The 20,191-nt window shown below is 55.7% G+C and carries 19 protein-coding genes; 10 read left to right on the top strand and 9 right to left on the bottom strand.

Annotated elements, in window-relative coordinates; genetic code table 11:
* Positions 1-82: 82 nt before the first annotated feature.
* Together hutU and hutH (C1N58_RS11330) are read right to left on the bottom strand one after the other, a co-directional pair.
* Positions 83-1,765 carry a urocanate hydratase gene (gene hutU, locus C1N58_RS11335; protein ID WP_006118568.1) on the bottom strand — a complete coding sequence of 561 codons (1,683 nt, stop codon included), beginning with the start codon at positions 1,763-1,765 and terminating at the stop codon, positions 83-85.
* Positions 1,766-1,775: 10 nt separating this feature from the next.
* Positions 1,776-3,332, bottom strand: coding sequence for a histidine ammonia-lyase (hutH, locus tag C1N58_RS11330; protein ID WP_110267752.1), 1,557 nt, complete (start codon positions 3,330-3,332; stop codon positions 1,776-1,778).
* Positions 3,333-3,635: 303 nt separating this feature from the next.
* Here hutH (C1N58_RS11330) and hutC point away from each other — a divergent pair, with 303 nt between their 5' ends.
* Positions 3,636-4,391, top strand: coding sequence for a histidine utilization repressor (hutC, locus tag C1N58_RS11325; protein ID WP_162286265.1), 756 nt, complete (start codon positions 3,636-3,638; stop codon positions 4,389-4,391).
* Here hutC and C1N58_RS11320 read toward each other — a convergent pair.
* Both C1N58_RS11320 and C1N58_RS11315 read right to left on the bottom strand, forming a co-directional pair.
* Positions 4,375-4,920 carry a HutD/Ves family protein gene (locus tag C1N58_RS11320; RefSeq protein ID WP_394564183.1) on the bottom strand — a complete coding sequence of 182 codons (546 nt, stop codon included), beginning with the start codon at positions 4,918-4,920 and terminating at the stop codon, positions 4,375-4,377. The genes hutC and C1N58_RS11320 overlap by 17 nt on opposite strands.
* The gene (locus tag C1N58_RS11315; RefSeq protein ID WP_394564182.1) at positions 4,917-6,272 is read right to left on the bottom strand and encodes a formimidoylglutamate deiminase; all 1,356 of its coding nucleotides are present in this window, start codon (positions 6,270-6,272) and stop codon (positions 4,917-4,919) included. The genes C1N58_RS11320 and C1N58_RS11315 overlap by 4 nt, the downstream gene beginning before the upstream one ends.
* Positions 6,273-6,356: 84 nt before the next feature.
* On the opposite strand from C1N58_RS11315, the gene hutI reads away from it, so the two are divergent.
* From hutI to hutH (C1N58_RS11280), 7 genes are all read left to right on the top strand, one after another.
* Positions 6,357-7,574: an imidazolonepropionase gene (gene hutI / locus C1N58_RS11310; protein WP_394564181.1), complete on the top strand. Its 1,218-nt coding sequence runs from the start codon at positions 6,357-6,359 to the stop codon at positions 7,572-7,574.
* Positions 7,571-8,359: an N-formylglutamate deformylase gene (hutG, locus tag C1N58_RS11305; protein ID WP_394564180.1), complete on the top strand. Its 789-nt coding sequence runs from the start codon at positions 7,571-7,573 to the stop codon at positions 8,357-8,359. Before hutI ends, hutG begins: the two co-directional genes overlap by 4 nt.
* 601 nt (positions 8,360-8,960) lie before the next feature.
* On the top strand, positions 8,961-9,809 hold the full coding sequence (locus C1N58_RS11300; protein WP_054687959.1) for a transporter substrate-binding domain-containing protein: 849 nt from the start codon (positions 8,961-8,963) through the stop codon (positions 9,807-9,809).
* Between the two features lie 12 nt (positions 9,810-9,821).
* Positions 9,822-10,541 (top strand): ABC transporter permease, encoded by a 720-nt coding sequence (locus C1N58_RS11295; protein ID WP_394549754.1) that lies wholly within the window; start codon positions 9,822-9,824, stop codon positions 10,539-10,541.
* Positions 10,542-10,552: 11 nt separating this feature from the next.
* On the top strand, positions 10,553-11,284 hold the full coding sequence (locus C1N58_RS11290; RefSeq protein ID WP_394549752.1) for an ABC transporter permease: 732 nt from the start codon (positions 10,553-10,555) through the stop codon (positions 11,282-11,284).
* A gap of 1 nt (position 11,285) precedes the next feature.
* Entirely contained in the window at positions 11,286-12,077 is a 792-nt protein-coding gene (locus C1N58_RS11285) for an ABC transporter ATP-binding protein (protein WP_054634261.1), read from the top strand.
* Positions 12,077-13,573, top strand: coding sequence for an HAL/PAL/TAL family ammonia-lyase (gene hutH / locus C1N58_RS11280; protein ID WP_394549750.1), 1,497 nt, complete (start codon positions 12,077-12,079; stop codon positions 13,571-13,573). The genes C1N58_RS11285 and hutH (C1N58_RS11280) overlap by 1 nt, the downstream gene beginning before the upstream one ends.
* A 1-nt stretch (position 13,574) precedes the next feature.
* Here hutH (C1N58_RS11280) and C1N58_RS11275 read toward each other — a convergent pair whose 3' ends face one another.
* Positions 13,575-14,204: a flavin reductase family protein gene (locus C1N58_RS11275; protein WP_375093134.1), complete on the bottom strand. Its 630-nt coding sequence runs from the start codon at positions 14,202-14,204 to the stop codon at positions 13,575-13,577.
* Positions 14,205-14,529: 325 nt separating this feature from the next.
* On the opposite strand from C1N58_RS11275, the gene C1N58_RS11270 reads away from it, so the two are divergent.
* Both C1N58_RS11270 and rlmF read left to right on the top strand, forming a co-directional pair.
* On the top strand, positions 14,530-15,636 hold the full coding sequence (locus C1N58_RS11270) for an SDR family oxidoreductase (protein WP_033737689.1): 1,107 nt from the start codon (positions 14,530-14,532) through the stop codon (positions 15,634-15,636).
* 206 nt (positions 15,637-15,842) lie between these two features.
* A complete protein-coding gene (gene rlmF, locus C1N58_RS11265; protein ID WP_033737779.1) occupies positions 15,843-16,766 on the top strand; it encodes a 23S rRNA (adenine(1618)-N(6))-methyltransferase RlmF in 924 nt (307 codons plus the stop codon).
* Positions 16,767-16,846: 80 nt separating this feature from the next.
* On the opposite strand, the gene glnQ is transcribed toward rlmF, so the two are convergent.
* The 4 genes from glnQ to dps form a co-directional block, all read right to left on the bottom strand.
* On the bottom strand, positions 16,847-17,569 hold the full coding sequence (gene glnQ / locus C1N58_RS11260; RefSeq protein ID WP_058707624.1) for a glutamine ABC transporter ATP-binding protein GlnQ: 723 nt from the start codon (positions 17,567-17,569) through the stop codon (positions 16,847-16,849).
* Positions 17,566-18,225 carry a glutamine ABC transporter permease GlnP gene (gene glnP, locus C1N58_RS11255; RefSeq protein WP_033737688.1) on the bottom strand — a complete coding sequence of 220 codons (660 nt, stop codon included), beginning with the start codon at positions 18,223-18,225 and terminating at the stop codon, positions 17,566-17,568. The genes glnQ and glnP overlap by 4 nt, the downstream gene beginning before the upstream one ends.
* 78 nt (positions 18,226-18,303) lie before the next feature.
* Positions 18,304-19,050: a glutamine ABC transporter substrate-binding protein GlnH gene (glnH, locus tag C1N58_RS11250; RefSeq protein ID WP_262960090.1), complete on the bottom strand. Its 747-nt coding sequence runs from the start codon at positions 19,048-19,050 to the stop codon at positions 18,304-18,306.
* A 332-nt stretch (positions 19,051-19,382) separates the two neighbouring features.
* Positions 19,383-19,886, bottom strand: a complete 504-nt coding sequence (gene dps / locus C1N58_RS11245; protein ID WP_033737686.1) for a DNA starvation/stationary phase protection protein Dps — start codon at positions 19,884-19,886, stop codon at positions 19,383-19,385.
* Positions 19,887-20,191 lie beyond the last annotated feature (305 nt).

Raw genomic sequence — 20,191 nt, 5'->3', positions numbered from 1 at the left:
TCTGACGTGGCTCGATGTGACAGCAGGCTGGGGCTGTGCGGTTCCGGCATGGTGCTCGCCGGAACCGCGCGTTTTGATACCGTTATTGCATCGGTAAGTTCAGTCCGTGCTTTTGGGCACAGGTCTGCGCCAGTTCATAGCCGGCATCGGCATGGCGCATCACGCCGGTGGCGGGATCGTTCCACAGCACGCGGCCCAGACGCGCATCTGCCGCTTCACTGCCGTCACACACAATCACCACGCCGGCGTGCTGAGAGAAGCCCATGCCCACACCGCCGCCGTGGTGCAGACTGACCCAGGTCGCACCGCCCGCCGTGTTAAGCAGGGCGTTCAGTAATGGCCAGTCAGAGACCGCGTCCGAACCGTCTTTCATCGCTTCGGTTTCACGGTTGGGCGAAGCGACGGAACCGCAGTCGAGATGATCGCGGCCAATGACTATCGGCGCTTTCAACTCGCCGGTGCGCACCATGTCATTAAAGGCCAGCGCCGCAAGATGGCGTTCGCCCAGCCCCAGCCAGCAGATACGTGCCGGTAACCCCTGGAAAGCGATGCGTTCCTGCGCCATATCCAGCCAGCGATGCAGCGTTTTATGTTCAGGGAAGAGCGCTTTGAGTTTAGCGTCCGTTTTATAGATATCCTCCGGATCGCCAGACAGGGCCACCCAGCGAAACGGTCCTTTGCCCTCGCAAAACAGGGGACGGATATAGGCGGGCACAAAACCGGGGAAATCAAACGCGTTGCTGACACCTTCATCCAGCGCGACCTGGCGGATATTGTTGCCATAATCCACAGTAGGGATGCCCATGTGACAAAAGTCGAGCATCGCCTGCACATGCACCGCCATGGAGGCGCGGGCGGCTTTTTCTACGGCTTTAGGATTCGCCTTACGTTCCTGCTCCCAGCGCGACACATCCCAGTCAATCGGCAGATAGCCGTTGACGGGATCGTGCGCCGAGGTTTGATCGGTCACGATGTCCGGCTTCGGCCCACCGGCTTTGGCGCGTTTCACCAGCTCCGGCAGGATTTCTGCCGCGTTGCCTAACAGACCCACGGAGATTGCCTTTTTCGCCTGCGTGGCCGCGTGGATTAACGTCAGGGCTTCATCCAGCGAGGTGGCTTTGTGATCGACATAGCGGGTGCGTAAACGGAAATCGATACGCGATTCCTGACATTCAATGGCCAGCACGCAGGCCCCGGCCAGCACGCCGGCCAGCGGTTGGGCACCGCCCATGCCGCCTAATCCGGCCGTCAGGATCCAGCGTCCACTTAAATCATTGTTGTAATGCTGACGTCCGGCCTCGACAAACGTCTCGTAGGTGCCCTGTACAATCCCCTGCGCACCGATGTAAATCCAGGAACCGGCGGTCATCTGGCCGTACATCATCAGCCCGGCCTTATCGAGTTCATGAAAGTGATCCCAGTTGGCCCAGTGCGGCACCAGATTGGAATTAGCCAGCAGTACGCGTGGCGCATCCGCATGGGTGCGAAACACGCCAACCGGCTTGCCCGACTGGATCAGCAGGGTTTCGTCGGGTTGCAGCACCTGTAGCGAACGTAAAATTTGCTCAAAGCATGCCCAGTTACGCGCGGCTTTACCAATCCCGCCATAGACCACCAAATCCTCCGGGCGCTCTGCCACATCGGGATCGAGGTTGTTCTGAATCATGCGGTAGGCCGCTTCAATCAACCAGTTTGCGCAGTGCAGTGTATTTCCACGCGGCGCACGAATCTCGCGTGCTACCACTTTTGCCAGGGTTTCGCTCATGACGGATTCCTTATTCAACTGAATGGGTGCCCATGCTGGGTAACAATGCGGTGAGTGCCTGCGGCCAGTCGCAGCGGCTTGCCCACTGGCGCATCGCTTCGATGTCCGGTGCCAGCAGGCGGTCTTCCTCAAGGAAGGCGACGCGTTCGCGGATCGTGCCAATGGCCTGTTCTATCAGTGCAGAACTTTGCAGGGGACGATGAAACTCAATGCCCTGGGCCGCTGCCATGGCTTCAATGCCGACTACCGCCGCGCTGTTAAAGCACATGTCGCCCAGTCGGCGGGCGGCATAGGTGGCCATCGACACGTGATCTTCCTGGTTAGCCGAGGTAGGCAAACTGTCGACGCTGCCGGGATGCGCCAGCGATTTATTTTCGGAGGCGAGCGCCGCCGCGGTGACCTGAGCAATCATAAAACCGGAGTTCACGCCGCCGTCGCGGACCAGGAAAGGGGGCAGACCGGACAGACCGGTATCCAGCAGCAGGGCCAGTCGACGTTCAGAAATGGCACCCACTTCGGCGACGGCCAGGGCAATAATGTCTGCGGCAAAAGCTACGGGTTCAGCATGGAAGTTGCCACCGGAGATCACATCACCGGTTTCGGTGAACACCAGCGGGTTATCGGACGCGGCGTTGGCTTCAATCTGCAGGATGCGGGCGGCATGGCTGAGGTTATCCAGGCACGCTCCCATGACCTGGGGGACGCAGCGGACAGAGTAGGGATCCTGCACGCGCCCACAATGGGTATGAGAACCCAGGATCTCGCTGCCTTCAATCAGGGCGGTGACGGCGGCCGCCACGGCAATCTGGCCATGCTGGCCACGCGCCTGATGAATACGCGCGTCGAACGGTTTTAATGAGCCTTTAATCGCTTCCAGCGACAGCGCGCCCGCCATTAAGCCTGCGGCAAACAGATTTTCCGCTTCGAACAGGCCGCGCAGGGCCAGCGCAGTCGATACCTGGGTACCGTTGAGTAAGGCCAGCCCTTCTTTGGGACCCAGCACAAACGGCGTCAGGCCCACTTTTGCCAGACCTTCCGTCGCCGGAATGCGTTCACCGTTGACCCGTACTTCACCTTCACCCAGCAGCATCAGCGACATGTGCGCCAGTGGGGCCAGATCGCCGGAGGCGCCCACCGATCCTTTGGCGGGAATGCACGGCATCACGCCCGCATTGAACAGGGCCAGCAACGCCTCCACCAGTTCAATCCGCACGCCAGAATGACCACGGGAAAGGCTGATGATTTTGCTGGCGACCACCAGGCGCGTCACGTTATCGGGCAGAAGTTCCCCCAGGCCGACGCTGTGAGACAGCACCAGGTTTCGCTGCAGATCGGCAAGACGGCTGGCGGGGATTTGAGTCTGCGCCAGTTTACCGAAACCGGTATTGATGCCGTACACCACGCTACCGGAGGCCACAATCGCTTCAACGGTTTGTTGCGCTTCAGTGATGGCGCGGCGGGCGCCGTCATCAAGGCTGAGTGTGACGTTACCTTGATATATTGCGCGCAACATCGCGAGATCGACCTTGCCTGGCACCAGACGTAATCCCTGAGACGAACCTGACATACTTTGCTCCTGTCTATACAAGGGTTGGCTTATTCGCTGGCCGTTCTGTTGACCCGAATAGCGGAATAACGCGAGTGAAACATAACTGTCTATTCTTGTCTATACAAGTTGCAATCGGCATGCCAGACCGATCACAAAATTGATCAGGCATTAACAGAGGGCTAACGTGGGCAGCAGGCGGGTTTCCTGCACCGCTGTAGGGCAACAGGTGCACGGTTTACGTGCCGATCTCGGGCTGGAATGTATATACATCCAGCCCGTCAGGCAGTAAACTTTGGGCATTATCAGCTTAAGGAATACGATATGGCCGAGCACACGGCAATTGCACAACTGGCAGCGGCCATGAGTGACGAACCCGCACCCATCTATCAACGGGTTAAACAGGCGATCATCAGCCAGATTCGTGAAGGCCACTGGAAAGCTAACCAACGGGTGCCTTCAGAAAGCGAGCTGGTGAATGAGCTTGGCGTAAGTCGTATGACGATTAACCGGGCATTGCGGGAATTAACCAGCGAAGGATTTCTGGTACGTATGCAAGGCGTTGGTACGTTTGTCGCGGAGATGAAAGGCTATACAGCCATGCTTGAGGTGCACAACATCGCGGATGAAATTGCGCAGCGGGGTCATCAGCACAGCTGCAAAATTCTCACCATTGGTCAGAATAAAGCCGATCCGGAACAGGCTTCCGTTTTGGGTCTGACAACCGGACAAACGCTGTTTCATTCTCTGATTGTGCATTATGAAAATGACATGCCGGTACAGTTGGAAGATCGGCTGGTAAATCCACAACTGGCCCCGGATTACCTGGCCCAGGATTACCACACGCTCACGCCTTATACGTACCTGATGCGCGCGGCACCGTTGACGGCGGGTGAACATATCGTTGAGGCGGTGATGCCGGATGCGCGACAGCGTAAACATCTGGCGATTGATGAGCATGAGCCTTGTCTGCTCATCCGTCGCCAGACCTGGAGCGATAACAAGATTGTGACCTATGCGCGTTTACTCTATCCCGGCTCGCGTTACAAGCTGCTGGGGCGCTTTAAAGGGCACGGGTAAGACGAATAAACAGTAACCTCGCATCCTGGCTGTCCGGCTGCAGTCGGGTGAGATGATCGACCCACCAGACGCCGTGCTGCTCCGCTAATGGCGCATCGTTCACGATGCGCCATTCTCCTGCCAGCACCCAGGCCACACCGTGCTCGCTGCTGACGGCGTCGGTGACGACGTCAGCCTGTGCCCGCCATTCGCCTCGTCGTGTCATGATGTTAAAATCCTGACTGGGCGCTTTACCCTGCAACTGAGCCTCAAGTGCCTGCTCCCCCGCAAAAGCCCAGGGCTTTTCCGGCAACAGGCGATGCGCGATATTCTCGCCACGCAGCAGAACAGGGCTGCCGTTTAGCAGAGTGATAATGCGATCGACACCGGTAAACGCCGAAAAGGGGCCGTCGCTGGCGATGGTGGCAATACTGGCGCGCCAGGCGAAGTCGCCTGCCCCGGGCGGATAGGCGATAATTTCACGTGTTTCGCCACCGCCGTTGCGCCAGCGACTGACGGGTAAGCTGTCTAAAGAAAAAACGCTTCTCATCGCAACGCTGCCATTGCCTGCGCGAAACGGGTTGCACAGGCTTCTTCTTCTGCATGATGGCCGTCGCTGATCACCCGGTTACCCGCCACATACACGTCGCGAATCTGCTCGCGCTGGCCAGCAAACAGCCAGCGATTGAGCAGGGCAGGCTCATCCACACTGCCCAGCCAGGCGTCATCGCGTAATACCAGCCAGTCGGCGCGTTGCCCGACGGCCAGCGCCCCACTCTTTATTCCGCAGGCCTGGGCACCGCCCGCCGCGGCCTGTTGCCACAGCAGATCGCCGACTGAGGGCTGGTCGGGCAGCGTGATGCGATTGCGACGACGGTCGCGCAGGCGTTGGGCATATTCAAGCCAGCGCAACTCCTCCTGAACACTGAGCGAAACATGACTGTCGGAGCCAATGCCCCAGCGTCCGCCCTGGGCGATATAGTCCACGGCGGGAAAAATACCGTCACCGAGGTTGGCTTCCGTGGTCGGGCAGAGCCCGGCAACCGCACCGCTGGCGGCAAGGCGCGTCACTTCGCTGTCATCGAGATGCGTTGCATGAATCAGGCACCAGCGTGCATCGACATCGAAACGCGTCATCAGCCAGCTCACCGGACGCTCGCCGCTCCAGGCCAGACTGTCATTGACCTCCTTCTCCTGCTCGGCGATGTGAATATGGATGGGTAACGTGGTATCGCTGGCGCTGAGCACGGCATGCATTTGCGCTTCACTGACTGCGCGCAGTGAGTGAAAGCAGAGGCCTGCGTTGTGCAGGGGTTTATCTTTTATCCATGTCTGAAGACGTACCTGCTGTTGCAGATAGCTGTCGGTCTGCTGAATAAAGCGCTTTTGTCCCGGCACCGGCGGCTGAGCGCCAAAACCGCTGTAGCTGTAAAGCACCGGTAGCAACGTCTGACCTATGCCTGCCGTCTCTGCCGCCGCAATAAGCTGGCGCAGCATGGCATCGTCCGCATAAGGTTTACCGTCAATATCGTGATGCAGATAATGAAATTCTGCGACCTGGCAATAACCGCCTTTTAGCATATCGATATACAGCAGGGCGGCGATATCACCTACCTGCCCGGGCGTCAGACGCTGCACCATGCGATACATCCGATCGCGCCAGGTCCAGAAGCTGTCCTGCGGATCGCCCGCCACTTCAGCCAGACCGGCCATGGCACGTTGAAAAGCATGTGAATGCAAATTCGCAATAGCGGGAATCACGTTACCGGCTAAACGTGTCGCTTGCCTGTCATCACCGTCGGGCGTAATCGCATCAATCATGCCCGCCGCGTTGACGCTGATACGCACCTGTTTATGCCAGCCTCCGGCCAGCCATGCGCGTGGCGCAAAAAAAGTTGCCATGGTTGATCCTCAAAGGATGTAGTTGTATATACATATACATACTTTAAAGTTTGCTGTAAACGGCAAGCGCATTGTGAGGCGGGAATGGCAGAAAAACTCCAGGTAGACAGCGTGTGGAGCGGGGCAGATGTGGTAACCATGCAAAGCGGCCACTATCATCTTATCCAACAGGGTGCGCTGGCAGTAAAGGCGGGCAGGCTGGTGTGGGTTGGGCCCGCCGCCGCGATGCCGGCTTTTGAGGCGAGTGAACATCATCGTCTGCCGGGCGGGATCATCACGCCGGGTTTAGTGGACTGCCACACGCATCTGGTTTTTGGTGGCGATCGCAGTCAGGAGTTTGAGCAGCGCCTCAACGGCGTGAGCTATGCCGATATTGCGGCCCAGGGCGGTGGCATCCTTTCTACCGTTCGGGCCACCCGTGATGCCAGTGAACAAACGTTAGTGGAGACAGCCCGCTGGCGGTTGAATCGCTTACTGGCCGAGGGCGTGACCACCGTCGAGATTAAATCCGGCTACGGTCTGGATGAAGAAAGTGAATTACGTATGCTGCGTGCCATTCGACAGCTCAGTCAGGAGGTGGCTGCGGATGTGCAGGCCACCTGCCTGGCCGCTCATGCGGTTCCGCCCGAATTTAAACAAAATCCCGATGGCTGGATCACGATCATCTGTGACCGCCTGTTACCTCAGATCAGCGCCGAAGGCCTGGCGGATGCGGTGGATGCATTCTGCGAACATCTGGCGTTTACCCCGCAGCAGGTCGCCCGGGTATTTGACCGGGCAACGGCGCTGGGCATGCCGGTGAAACTGCATGCCGAGCAGCTTTCCTCTTTGGGCGGTGCGGCGCTGGCCGCCCGTTATGGCGCGCTGTCCGCCGATCATCTGGAATATGCAACGGAAACGGATGTTCAGGCAATGGCAGAACAGGGTACGGTAGCCGTGTTATTGCCCGGCGCGTTTTATCTGCTGCGGGAAACGCAGCGCCCGCCGGTAGCGTTGTTCCGACGCTATGGTGTGCCCATGGCACTGGCGAGTGATGCCAACCCCGGCACATCGCCCGCGCTGTCGCTGCGCCTGATGCTGAATATGGGCTGCACCCTGTTCGGTATGACACCGGAAGAAGCGCTGGCAGGCGTGACCCTGTGGGGGGCAAAGGCGCTGGGGCTGGAGGCAAGTCACGGTTCGCTGGAGGCGGGAAAAGTGGCCAGTTTTGTTCACTGGCCGCTGGCCCGCCCGGCGGAACTGGTTTACTGGCTGGGCGGTGAACTGCCCTGTACCGTTATCTACCGCGGAGAAGTACAATGACACCTTTTCATTTTACCCAAGGGACTATCCCGCTGCTGGTCAGTATTCCCCATGCCGGCACGATGTTAACACCGGAAGTTGAAGCCGGGCTCAGCGATGCCGCCCGTGACTTACCGGATACGGACTGGCACATTCCACAACTTTATGATTTTGTGCGTGATATGGGAGCCAGTCTGGTCATTGGCCGCTACTCACGCTTTGTTGTCGATCTCAATCGTCCCTCAGACAATCAACCGCTTTATACGACCGCCACCACCGGCCTGTTTCCGGAAACCCTGTTTGACGGCACGCCGACATTTGTTGCGGGCAAAGCCCCCACGGATGCACAGCGACAGGGATATATTCAGACAATCTGGCAGCCTTATCATCAGCAGATCCAGCAGACACTGGCGCAGATGAAAGCGGAATTTGGCTATGCGCTGCTGTTTGACGCTCATTCGATTGCCAGTGAAATTCCACGACTGTTTGACGGTCGCCTGCCGGATCTCAATATTGGTACCAATGACGGGGCCAGTTGCAGCAATCGCGTCATCGACGGGCTGACATCGGTATGCAGCGAGCAGGATCGCTATAGCTGGGTCGTCAATGGCCGTTTCAAAGGCGGCTACATTACGCGCGCTTACGGTCAACCCGATCGGCAGATCCAGGCGGTGCAACTGGAGCTGTCGCAAATCCATTATATGGACGAGACACCGCCCTTTACCTGGCATGAAGCCCGCGCGGCAGAACTGAAAAAAGTCCTGAAGCCGCTGTTACACAGCTTTGTGGCGCAGGGCAAGGGCTGACGGCGACGTTCATGATGCGCAGCGCCCGCCTGGGTTAAGGCGGGCTGATGCTTACCGTGCTTCTCTAACTCATTCTTTCGGCATGCCGATACCAGCGTGTACAGCCTGATGTCGCTGACGAAGGCCGCCCAGCGGTGTCCTCGCTCGTGTTCAACACGGCTGACGATCTTTGCGGCCTGACGCGGTTTAACAAACTTCTTTTTTATCCACCTCGCCATTTGAGGCGCAGCTAAACAGGTTGTCCTTCCAACTGGCTCACGGACAGAGGGGATGAAGCCTAACCACGCTGAATAAGATGCACTGCATTCATGCAATTATGCGCCCTGATAGTGCATCAATCCGCCAGGCTGGACGGTCATCAGTCGGCGCTTCGCCGTAGAGAGCGACAGCGGAGCTGGCACGACCTTTGCTAGCTTGTATGTACAAGTGAAGGTTCAGAGAAACCTCGCCGCTATTTATCGTGTCTGGCTCACAAAAATATCAGGACGTCAATGAACGCTGCGTCGCTTGCTTGTATATACATGATTCATCATTTTGTGAGATTTTTGTTAATAACAACAGCGACACGCTTAAAACGCCTTTTTAATCCAGGAGAAGCCGAATGAAGCACCCCGTAACGTTTCGCCGTTTTTGCCTTTCGACGTTGTTTTCCAGCCTGCTTGTCAGCACCGTTGCAGTACAGGCGAAAGAGTGGAAATCCATCACGATTGCCACAGAGGGCAGTTACGAGCCCTGGAACCTGACCTTGCCAGGCGGCAAATTAGGCGGTTTTGAACCAGAGCTCATGGCGAATCTGTGTAAACGCATGGGGATGGAATGCAAACTGGTGGTTCAGAACTGGGATGGCATGATTGCCGGGCTGAATGCCGGAAAATACGACGTCATTATGGATGCCATCGTCATTACCCCGGAACGTAAAAAAGTCGTGAATTTCACGATTCCTTATGCCTCCACGCCCGCCACTTTCATTGCGGTGAAAGGCACGCTGCTGCCGCCCGGCAAAGGCGTGATTAAGTTGAATGACGACGAAAAAGCGATCGACGCCGCGCTGGCACCGATGAAAGCCGCGTTGAAAGGAAAAACTATCGGCATTGCCTCCGGCACGGTCTATACGCCGTTTATCGATAAATATTTCAAAGGCATTGCCGACGTACGTGAGTACACCACCTCCGCCGATGCCATCCTCGATCTGCAGGCCGGACGCATCGATGCGGTATTTGATGATGTGACGTTTGCCAAATCAATGCTGGCACGTAAAGACAACAGCAACCTGACCTTCAGCGGACCGCAACTGGGTGGGCCTGTCTGGGGAGAAGGTGAAGCCCTGGGCGTGCGGATGGCAGATAACGATCTGAAAGCCAAACTCGATGAGGCCATCAAGGCTGCACTCGCTGACGGCACGGTAAAAGAACTCAGTGAAAAATGGTTTAAAACTGACGTTACGCCATAAGTGGGGTGGAGCATGATGAGCCTGCTGGGATTGGGTGCCGATGGTTGGGGGCGGTTGATTTTGTCTGCCACGCTCACCACCTTACTGCTGTCGCTGGTCGCATTACTGGTCGGTGCCGTCGTGGGCTCAGGCATTGCGGCCGCTAAGTTATCCGCTCACCGCCCGCTGCGCTGGCTGGGTGAAGGTTACTCGGTAATTTTTCGTGGCATTCCTGAGTTGCTGGTGATCTACCTGTTCTACTTCGGGGGCGCAGGCCTGATCACCCAGATCGGACAGTTATTTGGTGCAGAGGGATTCATCGAAGCGCCGCCATTTCTGATCGGGGCGCTAGCGATCGGCCTGATTTCAGGATCGTATCAGGCTGAAGTTTACCGTGCCGCCCGGCTGGCGCTTGCCCATGGCGAGGTAGAAGCCGCGCTGGCGATCGGCATGTCACGCTGGCGTATTCGCCAGCGTATTCTGTTGCCTCAGGTGGCGCGGTATGCGCTGCCAGGTCTCTCAAATGTCTGGCAGATGAGCCTGAAGGATTCAGCGCTGGTTTCAGTTACGGGCATTGTAGAATTGATGCGCGCCAGCCAGATTGCCGCAGGTTCAACGCGGGACTATTTCACCTTCTATATGATCGGCGGGGGATGCTATCTGTTGTTAACCGTTCTGTCGAATCGGGCGTTTCTGCGCGCGGAAGCCCGACTGGGCCGGGCCTGGCAGAGCCGGACCGCGGCACAGCATTAAGGAACCGCATCATGATCGATTTTGCTTTTCTTACGGATACGTTCCTGAAACTGAGCGCCGCACTGCCGGTTACGCTCGGCCTGTTTATCTGTTCATTCCTGTGCGGCGGGCTGCTGGCGATAGGGATTCTGGCGCTGCGCCTGAGCCGCTGGCGCCTGGTGAGCGGTTTTGCCCGCGGCTATATTCTGGTGTTCCGGGGGTCGCCTCTGATGATCCAGCTGTTCTTGATTTATTACGGTCTGGGACAGTTTGGTGTGATTCGCCACAGTATTTTCTGGCCCTTTTTACGTGAACCGTTCAGCTGCGCCGTGCTGGCGCTGTCGCTGTGTACCGCCGCTTACACCGCAGAGATTCTGCGCGGGGCGCTGCTGGCCGTACCGGTGGGACAGGTGGAAGCCGGTATTGCCTGCGGCATGTCGCGGGGCTTGCTGCTGCGGCGCATTATTGCCCCGGTCATGCTGCGCTATGCTTTGCCAGCCTATTCAACGGAAGCGATTCTGTTGGTGAAATCCACCGCGCTCGCCAGCCTGGTGACCGTCTGGGACGTCACAGGCGTGGCGCAACAGACTATCCAGCGGACCTACCGCACGATGGAAGTGTTTCTCTGTGCGGCAGCCATCTATCTGCTTCTCAACTTCATTATTATCCAGTTGTATGCCCTGCTGGAGCGCCGACTGACACCGGTCCATCAGCCTGAAAAAGCGCCATTAGCGGCCGTTAAACCCATGACGGGAGGAGAGTAAAATGCAGGATTTACCCGCAGTGACGCTGTCCGCCAGCGATATTCGTAAATCATTTGGTGCGATGGAGGTCCTGAAAGGCATTTCACTCCAGGCCCATAAAGGGGATGTGATTTCCATTCTCGGTGCCAGCGGCTCGGGCAAAAGTACGCTGTTACGCTGCATCAATTTACTTGAAACGCCAGATGCCGGCGTGGTCAGCGTCGGCGGTGAAACGATTGAGATGAAGCGTCACGCCCGCGGCCATCAACTGGCAGCCAACCCCAAACAGATTGAGCGGCTACGCTCACGGTTGGGTATGGTGTTTCAGAGCTTTAACCTCTGGTCCCATATGACGGTACTGCAAAACGTAATCGAGGGGCCGCATTACGTCTTAAAACGTGATAAGCAAACCTGTATCGCTCAGGCTGAGCAGTTGCTGGATCGTGTCGGCCTGCTCAATCGTAAAAGTTTTTATCCAGCGCAGTTGTCTGGTGGTCAGCAGCAGCGCGTCGCGATTGCCCGCGCGCTGGCCATGGATCCGGAAGTGATGCTGTTCGACGAGCCTACCTCGGCACTGGATCCTGAACTGGTCGGTGAGGTGTTGAAGGTAATGCGCAGTCTGGCTGAAGAGGGGCGCACCATGCTGGTGGTTACACATGAAATGGGCTTCGCCCGTCATGTCTCGAACCGTGTGGTGTTTATGCATCAGGGCACCATTGACTGTCAGGGAACGCCTGCTGAGATGTTTGGCGAAGGCGGCTCCGCCCGTTTCAGGCAGTTTATTTCCAGCCACCATGCAGCGGAGCCGGTGTAATGCGGCGCGTTGTCTGGGGCGATACGGCCTTAACGTGGCAGGAGGTCGTTGAGGTTGCCCGTCATGATGCGGAACTGGTACTGAGTGATGCGGCCTGGCAGCGCATTGCGCGGGGACGTGAGATAGTGACGCACATCGTGGCGAGTGGTCAGATTGCCTACGGCATTAACACCGGGCTGGGTGCACTCTGCAATATCGTGCTGGCGGAAGAAGAACTCAGCCAGCTGTCGCGCAATACGTTGTTAAGTCATGCCTGCGGCGTCGGGCCATTGCTGACGAAGCAGGAGGTACGCGCCATCCTCTGCGTCGCGATTGCCAACTACAGTCACGGCAAATCCGGCGTTTCGGTCGCGCTGGTTGAACACCTGCTGGCGCTGCTGAATCTGCATATTACGCCGCAGGTGCCTTCGCAGGGATCGGTGGGTTACCTGACTCATATGGCGCATATCAGCCTGACGTTGATTGGCGTAGGAGATGCTGAGTGCGACGGGCAGATCATGCCCGCCTCGCAGGCGCTGGCGCGTCATGGTTTAGTGCCGTTACGGCCAGGTGCAAAAGAGGGGTTGAGTCTGGTTAACGGCACACCGTGCATGACCGGACTGGCCTGCCTGGCACTGGATGATGCGCAGCGGTTACTGGACTGGGCTGATGTAACCGGCGCGATGAGTTTTGAGGCGTTACGCGGTCAGGTGGTCGCCTTCGATGAAGACGTGCTGGCGCTGAAAGCCAGTCCGGGTATTCAGCGCAGCGGCCAACGGCTTCGGCGGTTACTCTGTGACAGCCCATTATTAAAGGTGAGTAGTGGCATTCGCACGCAGGATGCACTAAGCCTGCGGTCGATGCCACAGGTGCACGGTGCCTGCCGCGATCAGTTTGATCACGCTGCTCGCCAGATCGCCATCGAACTGAATGCCTGTACCGATAATCCATTAGTGCTGGGTACGCCGCAGGCCTGGCGCGTGGTGTCACAAGCCCATCCTCATGGCGAATCGGTGGCGATGGCCTGTGATCTGCTGGCGATTGCACTGGCGGAACTGGGCAGTATTGCAGAACGGCGTCTGGACAGGCTGGTGAACCCGCTGGTCAGTGGCTTACCGCCTTTTCTGGTCGCGCAGCCTGGCGTGAATTCCGGCATGATGATTGCGCAATATGTGGCGGCCTCATTGTGCGCTGAAAACCGCCAACTGGCCCAGCCCGCGGTACTGGATAATTATATGACTTCCGGACTGCAGGAAGATCACCTCAGTCTGGGTACCGGCGCGGCGCTAAAATTGCTCAGGCTCGTCAATAACGTCTATCAGGTTCTGGCGATTGAATACCTGCTGGCCGCACAGGCGCTGGAGTTCCACGGTGAGGCACAACTGGCCAGCGGCACGCGACGCGCCTGGCGGCAACTGCGCGAAGTCGTTACCCGCTGGCAGGACGATCGCTGGCTGGCACCTGAGATCGCCCGTGCGGTCAAAACGTTACGAACGCATTCGGCAGAACTGCTCTGACTTAGCTGCGGCGCGCATCGGGCCGCACCAGGTCAAAGCGCTGTGCTTCACTGATGCCATAATACGCGCTGGGCCCACCGGCGCGTAAAATCGGTTCCGCTTTCGCCGTCTGATAAATACCGTTTTCCAGCAGGCTTTCGTCAATATGGATGGCAACGGCTTCGCCCAGCACCAGCCAGCTGTCGATGGCGCGCCCGCCGGCATCCTGTAACTGAATCAGTTGTGTCAGCCTGCATTCAAAATTCACCGGACTTTCCTGTACCAGACAGGCCTTGACCTGCGAGGCGGCCAGAGGGGTTAAGCCTGCCAGGGCAAACTCGTCCTGATCGGCTGGGGCAGAAATTGAGCTTTCATTCATGGCCTCCGCCAGCGGTCGGGTCGCCAGATTCCAGACAAATTCTTTTGTTTCAGCGATGTTTTGCACACTGTCTTTCCAGCCGCTGCTGGCGAAGCCAATAATGGGCGGCTGGTAATTGAAACAGTTAAAAAAACTGTAGGGCGCAAGGTTGCGCACGCCTTTGGCGCTGGTGCTGCTGATCCAGCCTATTGGACGTGGGCCAATGATGGCATTCAGTGGATCGTGAGGCAAACCGTGTCCGGCGCGGGGCTGATAGGAATAGCGTTTATGCATCGTCATCTCCTGGATAAAAAAAGAGTCTAGCCTGGCCTGTCCGCCATGCGTTAAACCGTCAGAGCCGCGCCGCTTTTTTGCGCATTGTTAACCAGATTAGTCTGGTTCAGCGACAGGAGGGAATGTTCTGTACTACAGCATTAATAACGATAAATATCAAAAGATTAACTATTTATTTGATGAGCAATCCGCGAAAAGATGTGTTTAAAAAGTAAACGAAAGTTAAACGGAATCATTTTATACATTTTGTGCTAATGAAAGTTTCGTATTTGTTTAACGAAACTGAGGCATTATGCAATCTCATCAATTGTTCTCGTGGTCGAATATGAAAAAAATTCTTGTTACAGGATCTTCTGGATTCGTTGGTGGTGCAGTCGTGGCAGAATTGCTGATGCGCCAGGATGTTGAGTTATTGCTGCTCGTCAGAGCCAGCGATGCTAACCAGGGACTGGAGAGGGTTAAAGATAATTTAACCAAGTTTTCATGTTCGGCGCAGGCGATTGCGCGCCTGACAGCAGATCAGATTCTGGTCGGCGATTTACTGGCCCCGGAGCTTTTCCTGGATGATGCGCGCATCGATCAGATCAGCCACGTTATCAACTGCGCAGCGATTGCGTCATTTGGTGAGAATAACGATATCTGGCGCGTCAACGTGGAAGGGACGTTTAAACTGGCCGCCAGAATGGCAGCCTTGCCTGAATTTGTTAAATTCGTCCACGTCGGCACGGCGATGTCGTCTGCCCCGGATCACGGTGAGATTGTAAAAGAAGATCTGGTGCTGTCTTCACGCGAAGATCACATTGTCGATTACACCTATTCCAAGTCGTATATCGAAAATAAGATCAAACAGGAATTGCCGCATCTGCCACTGGTCATCGCGCGTCCGTCCATTGTGGTGGGCCACTCTCAGGAAGGATGCACGCCGTCAGGCAGCATCTTCTGGGTGTTTAAAATGGTCATGAAGCTGGAGAAATTCCTCTGCTCACTCGATGACCGTGTTGATGTCATCCCGGTAGACTACTGTGCCAAATCGCTGGTGTTCCTGATGGATCATGGCTGCACCGAGGAGATGGTTTATCACATCTCTGCCGGCGAGCGCAGCAGTAATACCTTCTCTGAAATTGATTCGGCTTTTGCCAGTGCAGAAAAAAGTGCCCCGTTGGCACCGAATTATCTGCAGGTTGATTTCAGCGAAATCGTTAAAGAGCGTAAGAACTTTAAAAAGATCTACGGACCCTGCAACGAACGTCTGATGTTGCGCGCAATGCGTCTTTACGGCGAGTTCGCCCGTCTGAATGTAGTGTTCTCTAACGACAAATTACTGCGTCTGGGCATGAGCTCACCGCCAGGATTCACCAGCTATATTGACCGCTGTGTTGAAACCACCCGGGGCATGCCGATTCAGGATTTAATGCGCGTCGATTTTAAATAATCCCGCAGACTTAACGCCCGGCCAGCATTGTTGCTGGCGGGGCGCATTTTGCTTTTTTGCTCACCTCGCTTTCCTGCAACGACGCCGTACCCTCGCGATTTCGCACGTCCGCAACGTCGGCCTGCTGGCCGCTCTGACCGAGAATGCGGTTTATTTTCTGCCCGCCACAGCGTATTGTACGCGCGCCTGAAAATATGAGAGAACGTATGAAAAAATCTGCCAGCCCGTCCCCTTTCCATGCCCGTAACCGCCACCAGGGTGAATATGATTTTGCCGCGCTGACGGCAGCGCACCCGCCGCTGGCAGAAAAAGTCCGGCCCAACGGCTATGGCGTCATGTCGGTGGACTTTGCCGATCCTGAAGCGGTCATGCTGTTGAATCAGGCGCTGCTTAAACGGTTCTACGGCCTTGACTGGCAACTGGCGCCTGGTTCGTTGTGCCCGCCCGTGCCTGGGCGCGCTGACTATCTTCACTACCTGGCCGATTTACTGGCACTGGACAACCAGGGCAGGATCCCGCCGGCGGACATCCTGGATATTGGCTGCGGGGCGAACTGTATTTATCCCCTGATCGGCGCGGCGGAATATGGCTGGCGTTTTACCGGTACGGATATTGATGACGCGGCACTAAAAACGGCGACAAAAATTGTCGCGGCGAACCCGGGCATGCAACGCCTGATCCGCCTGCGTCGGCAAAAAAATCCCGCCGTGGTGCTGAATGGCGTGGTGAATAAGAATGAAAACTTCCATGCGGTCATCTGCAATCCGCCTTTTCACGCTTCTGCGGCAGAGGCGGCGGCCGGTTCACAGCGCAAAACGCGCAACCTGGGACTGGCACCGGCTGCACCGCTGAATTTTGGCGGCCAGCACAATGAATTGTGGTGCGAAGGGGGAGAAAAGGGCTTTGTCGGGAAAATGATCGCTGAAAGCGCCAGTCTGGCTCAGCAGGTCGTCTGGTTTACGTCGCTGGTATCACGCAAAGAGCATTTACCCGCGCTGGAGAAACAGCTGAAGGCGCTGGATACCCAGGTGGTACGTGTGGTCAATATGGCGCAGGGGCAGAAGCAGAGCCGGTTCCTGGCATGGAGCTTTATGTCCGCCGCCCAACGCGCGCAGCGATTGTCCCGCTAACGCAGGCGCTTGCGTCAGTTCGCCGCATCATCGTGTGGCGTCGCCAGAGAAAAACGGGCCGCCTGCCGGCCCGTTCGCACTCAGGAAACGTGCTGTAAAAATTCGCGCAGACGTTCGCTGGGCGGATCACTGATCAGACGGTCCGGATCGCCGTCTTCGGCAATACGGCCTTTATCAATAAAGATCAGGCGCGACGCCACTTTCTGGGCAAAACCCACTTCGTGTGTGACGATAACCATTGTCATGCCTTCTTCAGCCAGATCCTGCATGACTTTCAGCACTTCGTGACGCAGTTCTGGGTCCAGCGCGGAGGTGGGCTCATCAAACAGCATCATTTTGGGTTTCACCGCCAGTGCCCGGGCAATCGCCACGCGCTGTTGCTGCCCACCCGAAAGCTCAGAAGGGAAATGGTTGGCGCGCTCGGCCAGGCCCACTTTCGCCAGCAGGCTATGGGCCAGTTTTCGTGCGTCTTCTTTGCTGGCACCGCGAACGCGAATCGGGCCAAAAGCCACGTTATCGAGCGCACTCATCTGCGGGAAAAGGTGGAACTGCTGAAACACCATGCCGGCTTCCTGACGAATAAGGCGATCGTCTACTTTGGGATCGTTAACGTTCAGGCCATCGACGATCAGTTCGCCGCTGGTGATCTCTTCCAGCTTGTTGATGCAACGCAGCAGCGTCGATTTACCCGAACCGGAGGGGCCGATAATCACGACGACTTCACCCTGATTAATCTTCAGGTCGATATTGTGCAGCACCTGGGTTTGGCCAAAATGCTTTGAGACGTTTTTAAATTCAATCACAGGATTTTCACCCTTTTCTCAATACGGCGCAGCACAAAGCTCAACACCAACGTAATCACAAGATAAATAACGGCCACTGCGCTCCAGATTTCCAGCGCGCGGAAGTTACCGGCAATAATTTCCTGTCCCTGGCGGGTCAGTTCGGCCACACCGATCACAATAAACAGCGAGGTGTCCTTAATGCTGACAATCCACTGATTGCCCAGCGGGGGCAGCATACGACGCAGCGCCAGCGGCATGATGACGTAGCGCAGGGTTTCGCGGCCTGACAGGCCCAAAGCCAGCCCGGCCTCGCGAAAGCCTTTGTTAATGGACAGAACCGCACCGCGGGTAATTTCCGCAATATAGGCACCCGAGTTAATCATAATGGTTACCACCGCGGCGGTGAACGGATCGATGCGTAAATCCGGGAACGCCATAGGCAGGGCAAAATAGATGAACATAACCTGCACGACGATGGGCGTACCGCGAATGATTTCAATAAAAACCAGGGCGATATTATTGCTCAGCCAGCCACCGTATGCGCGGGCAAAACCCGCGACCAGGCCGATGATCAATCCACCGACCAGGCCAATAATGGAAATAATTAAGGTCAGTTTTGCGCCTTCGAGTAGCGCGGGCATGGCTGGCCAGATGACGCTCCAGTCAAAATCCATGGTGAAACTCCGCTGTTGTTGCGATGGAAAAAAGCAGGGACAGGGTCCCTGCTGAAAAATAAAAAACGGGCTCAGTGATTATTTCGGTTCAGTTCCGAACCACTTTTTATAGAGTTGATTGTAGGTACCGTTCTCTTTAAGCGTTTTCAGCGCCCCGTTCACTTTTTCACGCAGTTCATCACTGCCTTTCGGGAACGCAATGCCGTACTGCTGGGCTTCAATAGAATCACCTACAGCTTTGAAACGGCCTTTACCTGCGGTGTTGATGAAATAGAGGATATTGGGCGTATCGTGCAACACTGCGTCAGCGCGGTTGGTGCCCAGTTCCATGTAAGCGTTATCGATATTCGGGAACTGGCGCAAATCTTTCGTTTTAATGTGCGCCTTCGCATAATCTACGGAACCTGTGCCGCTCTTCACCGCCACCACTTTGCCGTTCAGATCGTCAATGCCTTTGATGTCTTTCTCGTTGTTACGCACCATGACCAGCAGACCGCTTTTGTAGTAGCCATCAGAGAACTCAATGGCTTTCTTGCGCTCGTCAGTAATGGTAATGCCGGCCAGTGCCACATCAACGTTGTGCGTCTGAAGGGCAGGGATGATGCCGCTGAAGTCCATCGGCTTCAGGGTGTAATCCAGTTTCAGTTCCTTCGCAATGGCATCCCATAAATCCACGTCAAAGCCGACATATTTGTCCCCTTGTTTGAATTCAAATGGGACAAAAGCTGTATCGGTGGCGACGATCAGTTTCTTTTCTGCTGCGGTAGTGGAGAGAGAGAAGGCCAGCGCCAACGCGGCCACAGAGATGTTAAATAGCGATTTCATCATTTTTCCTTATTGCGACCGGGCACCGGGCCCGGGTTTGCGAGCTATCATTTGCGGGCTTTCATATGAAAAAAGTATGCCAACTTTTCAAAATGTAAAAAATATAATGATCAGGAGATCATCGCTGACACGATTCTGCAACCTGTCGCGCCGATGCACCATTATGGTGGCACCATCTTGGTGCGAAGCGCTAAAGTGGTGCAGGAGTAGTGTGCATCAGAAGGCGAAAACGGGAAGGGCGCAGCGTCAGAAATGTTAACAAAGTCATAAATTATAGTAACGCAGACGTAAAAAAGGCGGGTTTCCCCGCCTGGTAATAGTCTGTAAGACCGTTATTCGATATTAGACTCAATGAACCACAGGAATTTATCCAGGTCGCGAGAAGCCGCGGTAAAGATATCGGCGGTATCTTCATCTTTCACTTCAGAAATTGCTTTGCGCGTATCGTTAGCCACCACAGCATAACGGTCGGCCAGCGCTTTCAGATGATCCTGTACGCTGTGGATATTCAGCGGATAGCTTTTCAGTGGCGTTTTATCGTTGACGACCTGAGTGGTACCCAGTGCTACACCACCCAGTTGCACCACGCGTTCCGCGATGGTGTCCTGATGGTCGGTGATGGTGGTACGGAAACCGTCCAGCATTTCGTGCACACCGATGAAGTTCGCGCCGCGCATGTTCCAGTGCGCTTGCTTAGTTATCAGGGACAGATCGATGAACTCCACGACCAGGCGATTGAGCACCTCAATGGTGGCGCGCTTTTCGTCATCTGCCACGTCATTACGGGTATAAAGTAGATCAGAAGATTTTGTTTTAACCAGTTTAGCGGTACTCATTGTTTCAGTCCTCTCTTTCAATGGTTGTCCTAATCAAGTACGAAACTAAGTATAGCAGCGATTTGCCGCCTTGCAGGATTGGCTTAATCAATGGATGAAATAGCATTCACCTTAGCGTGCGTGGGTGCGCGGATGAAATAGTTAATAAATTGTTAAAATTAAAATTTCATAAAGCACTTTAAATACATAAGGTTAAATAAAAATTCAATAGAATGATTTTTACCTGTATTAAATATTAACTTTCTATTACACATTAACTGAAATAATTATCAGCATGAGAGTTATTGTTATTTAGCCTGCCTTTC

This window comes from Pantoea sp. SGAir0180, assembly GCF_043546245.1.
Note: the sequence above shows the minus strand (reverse complement) of the source record. Positions and strands in the feature narration are given on the sequence as shown.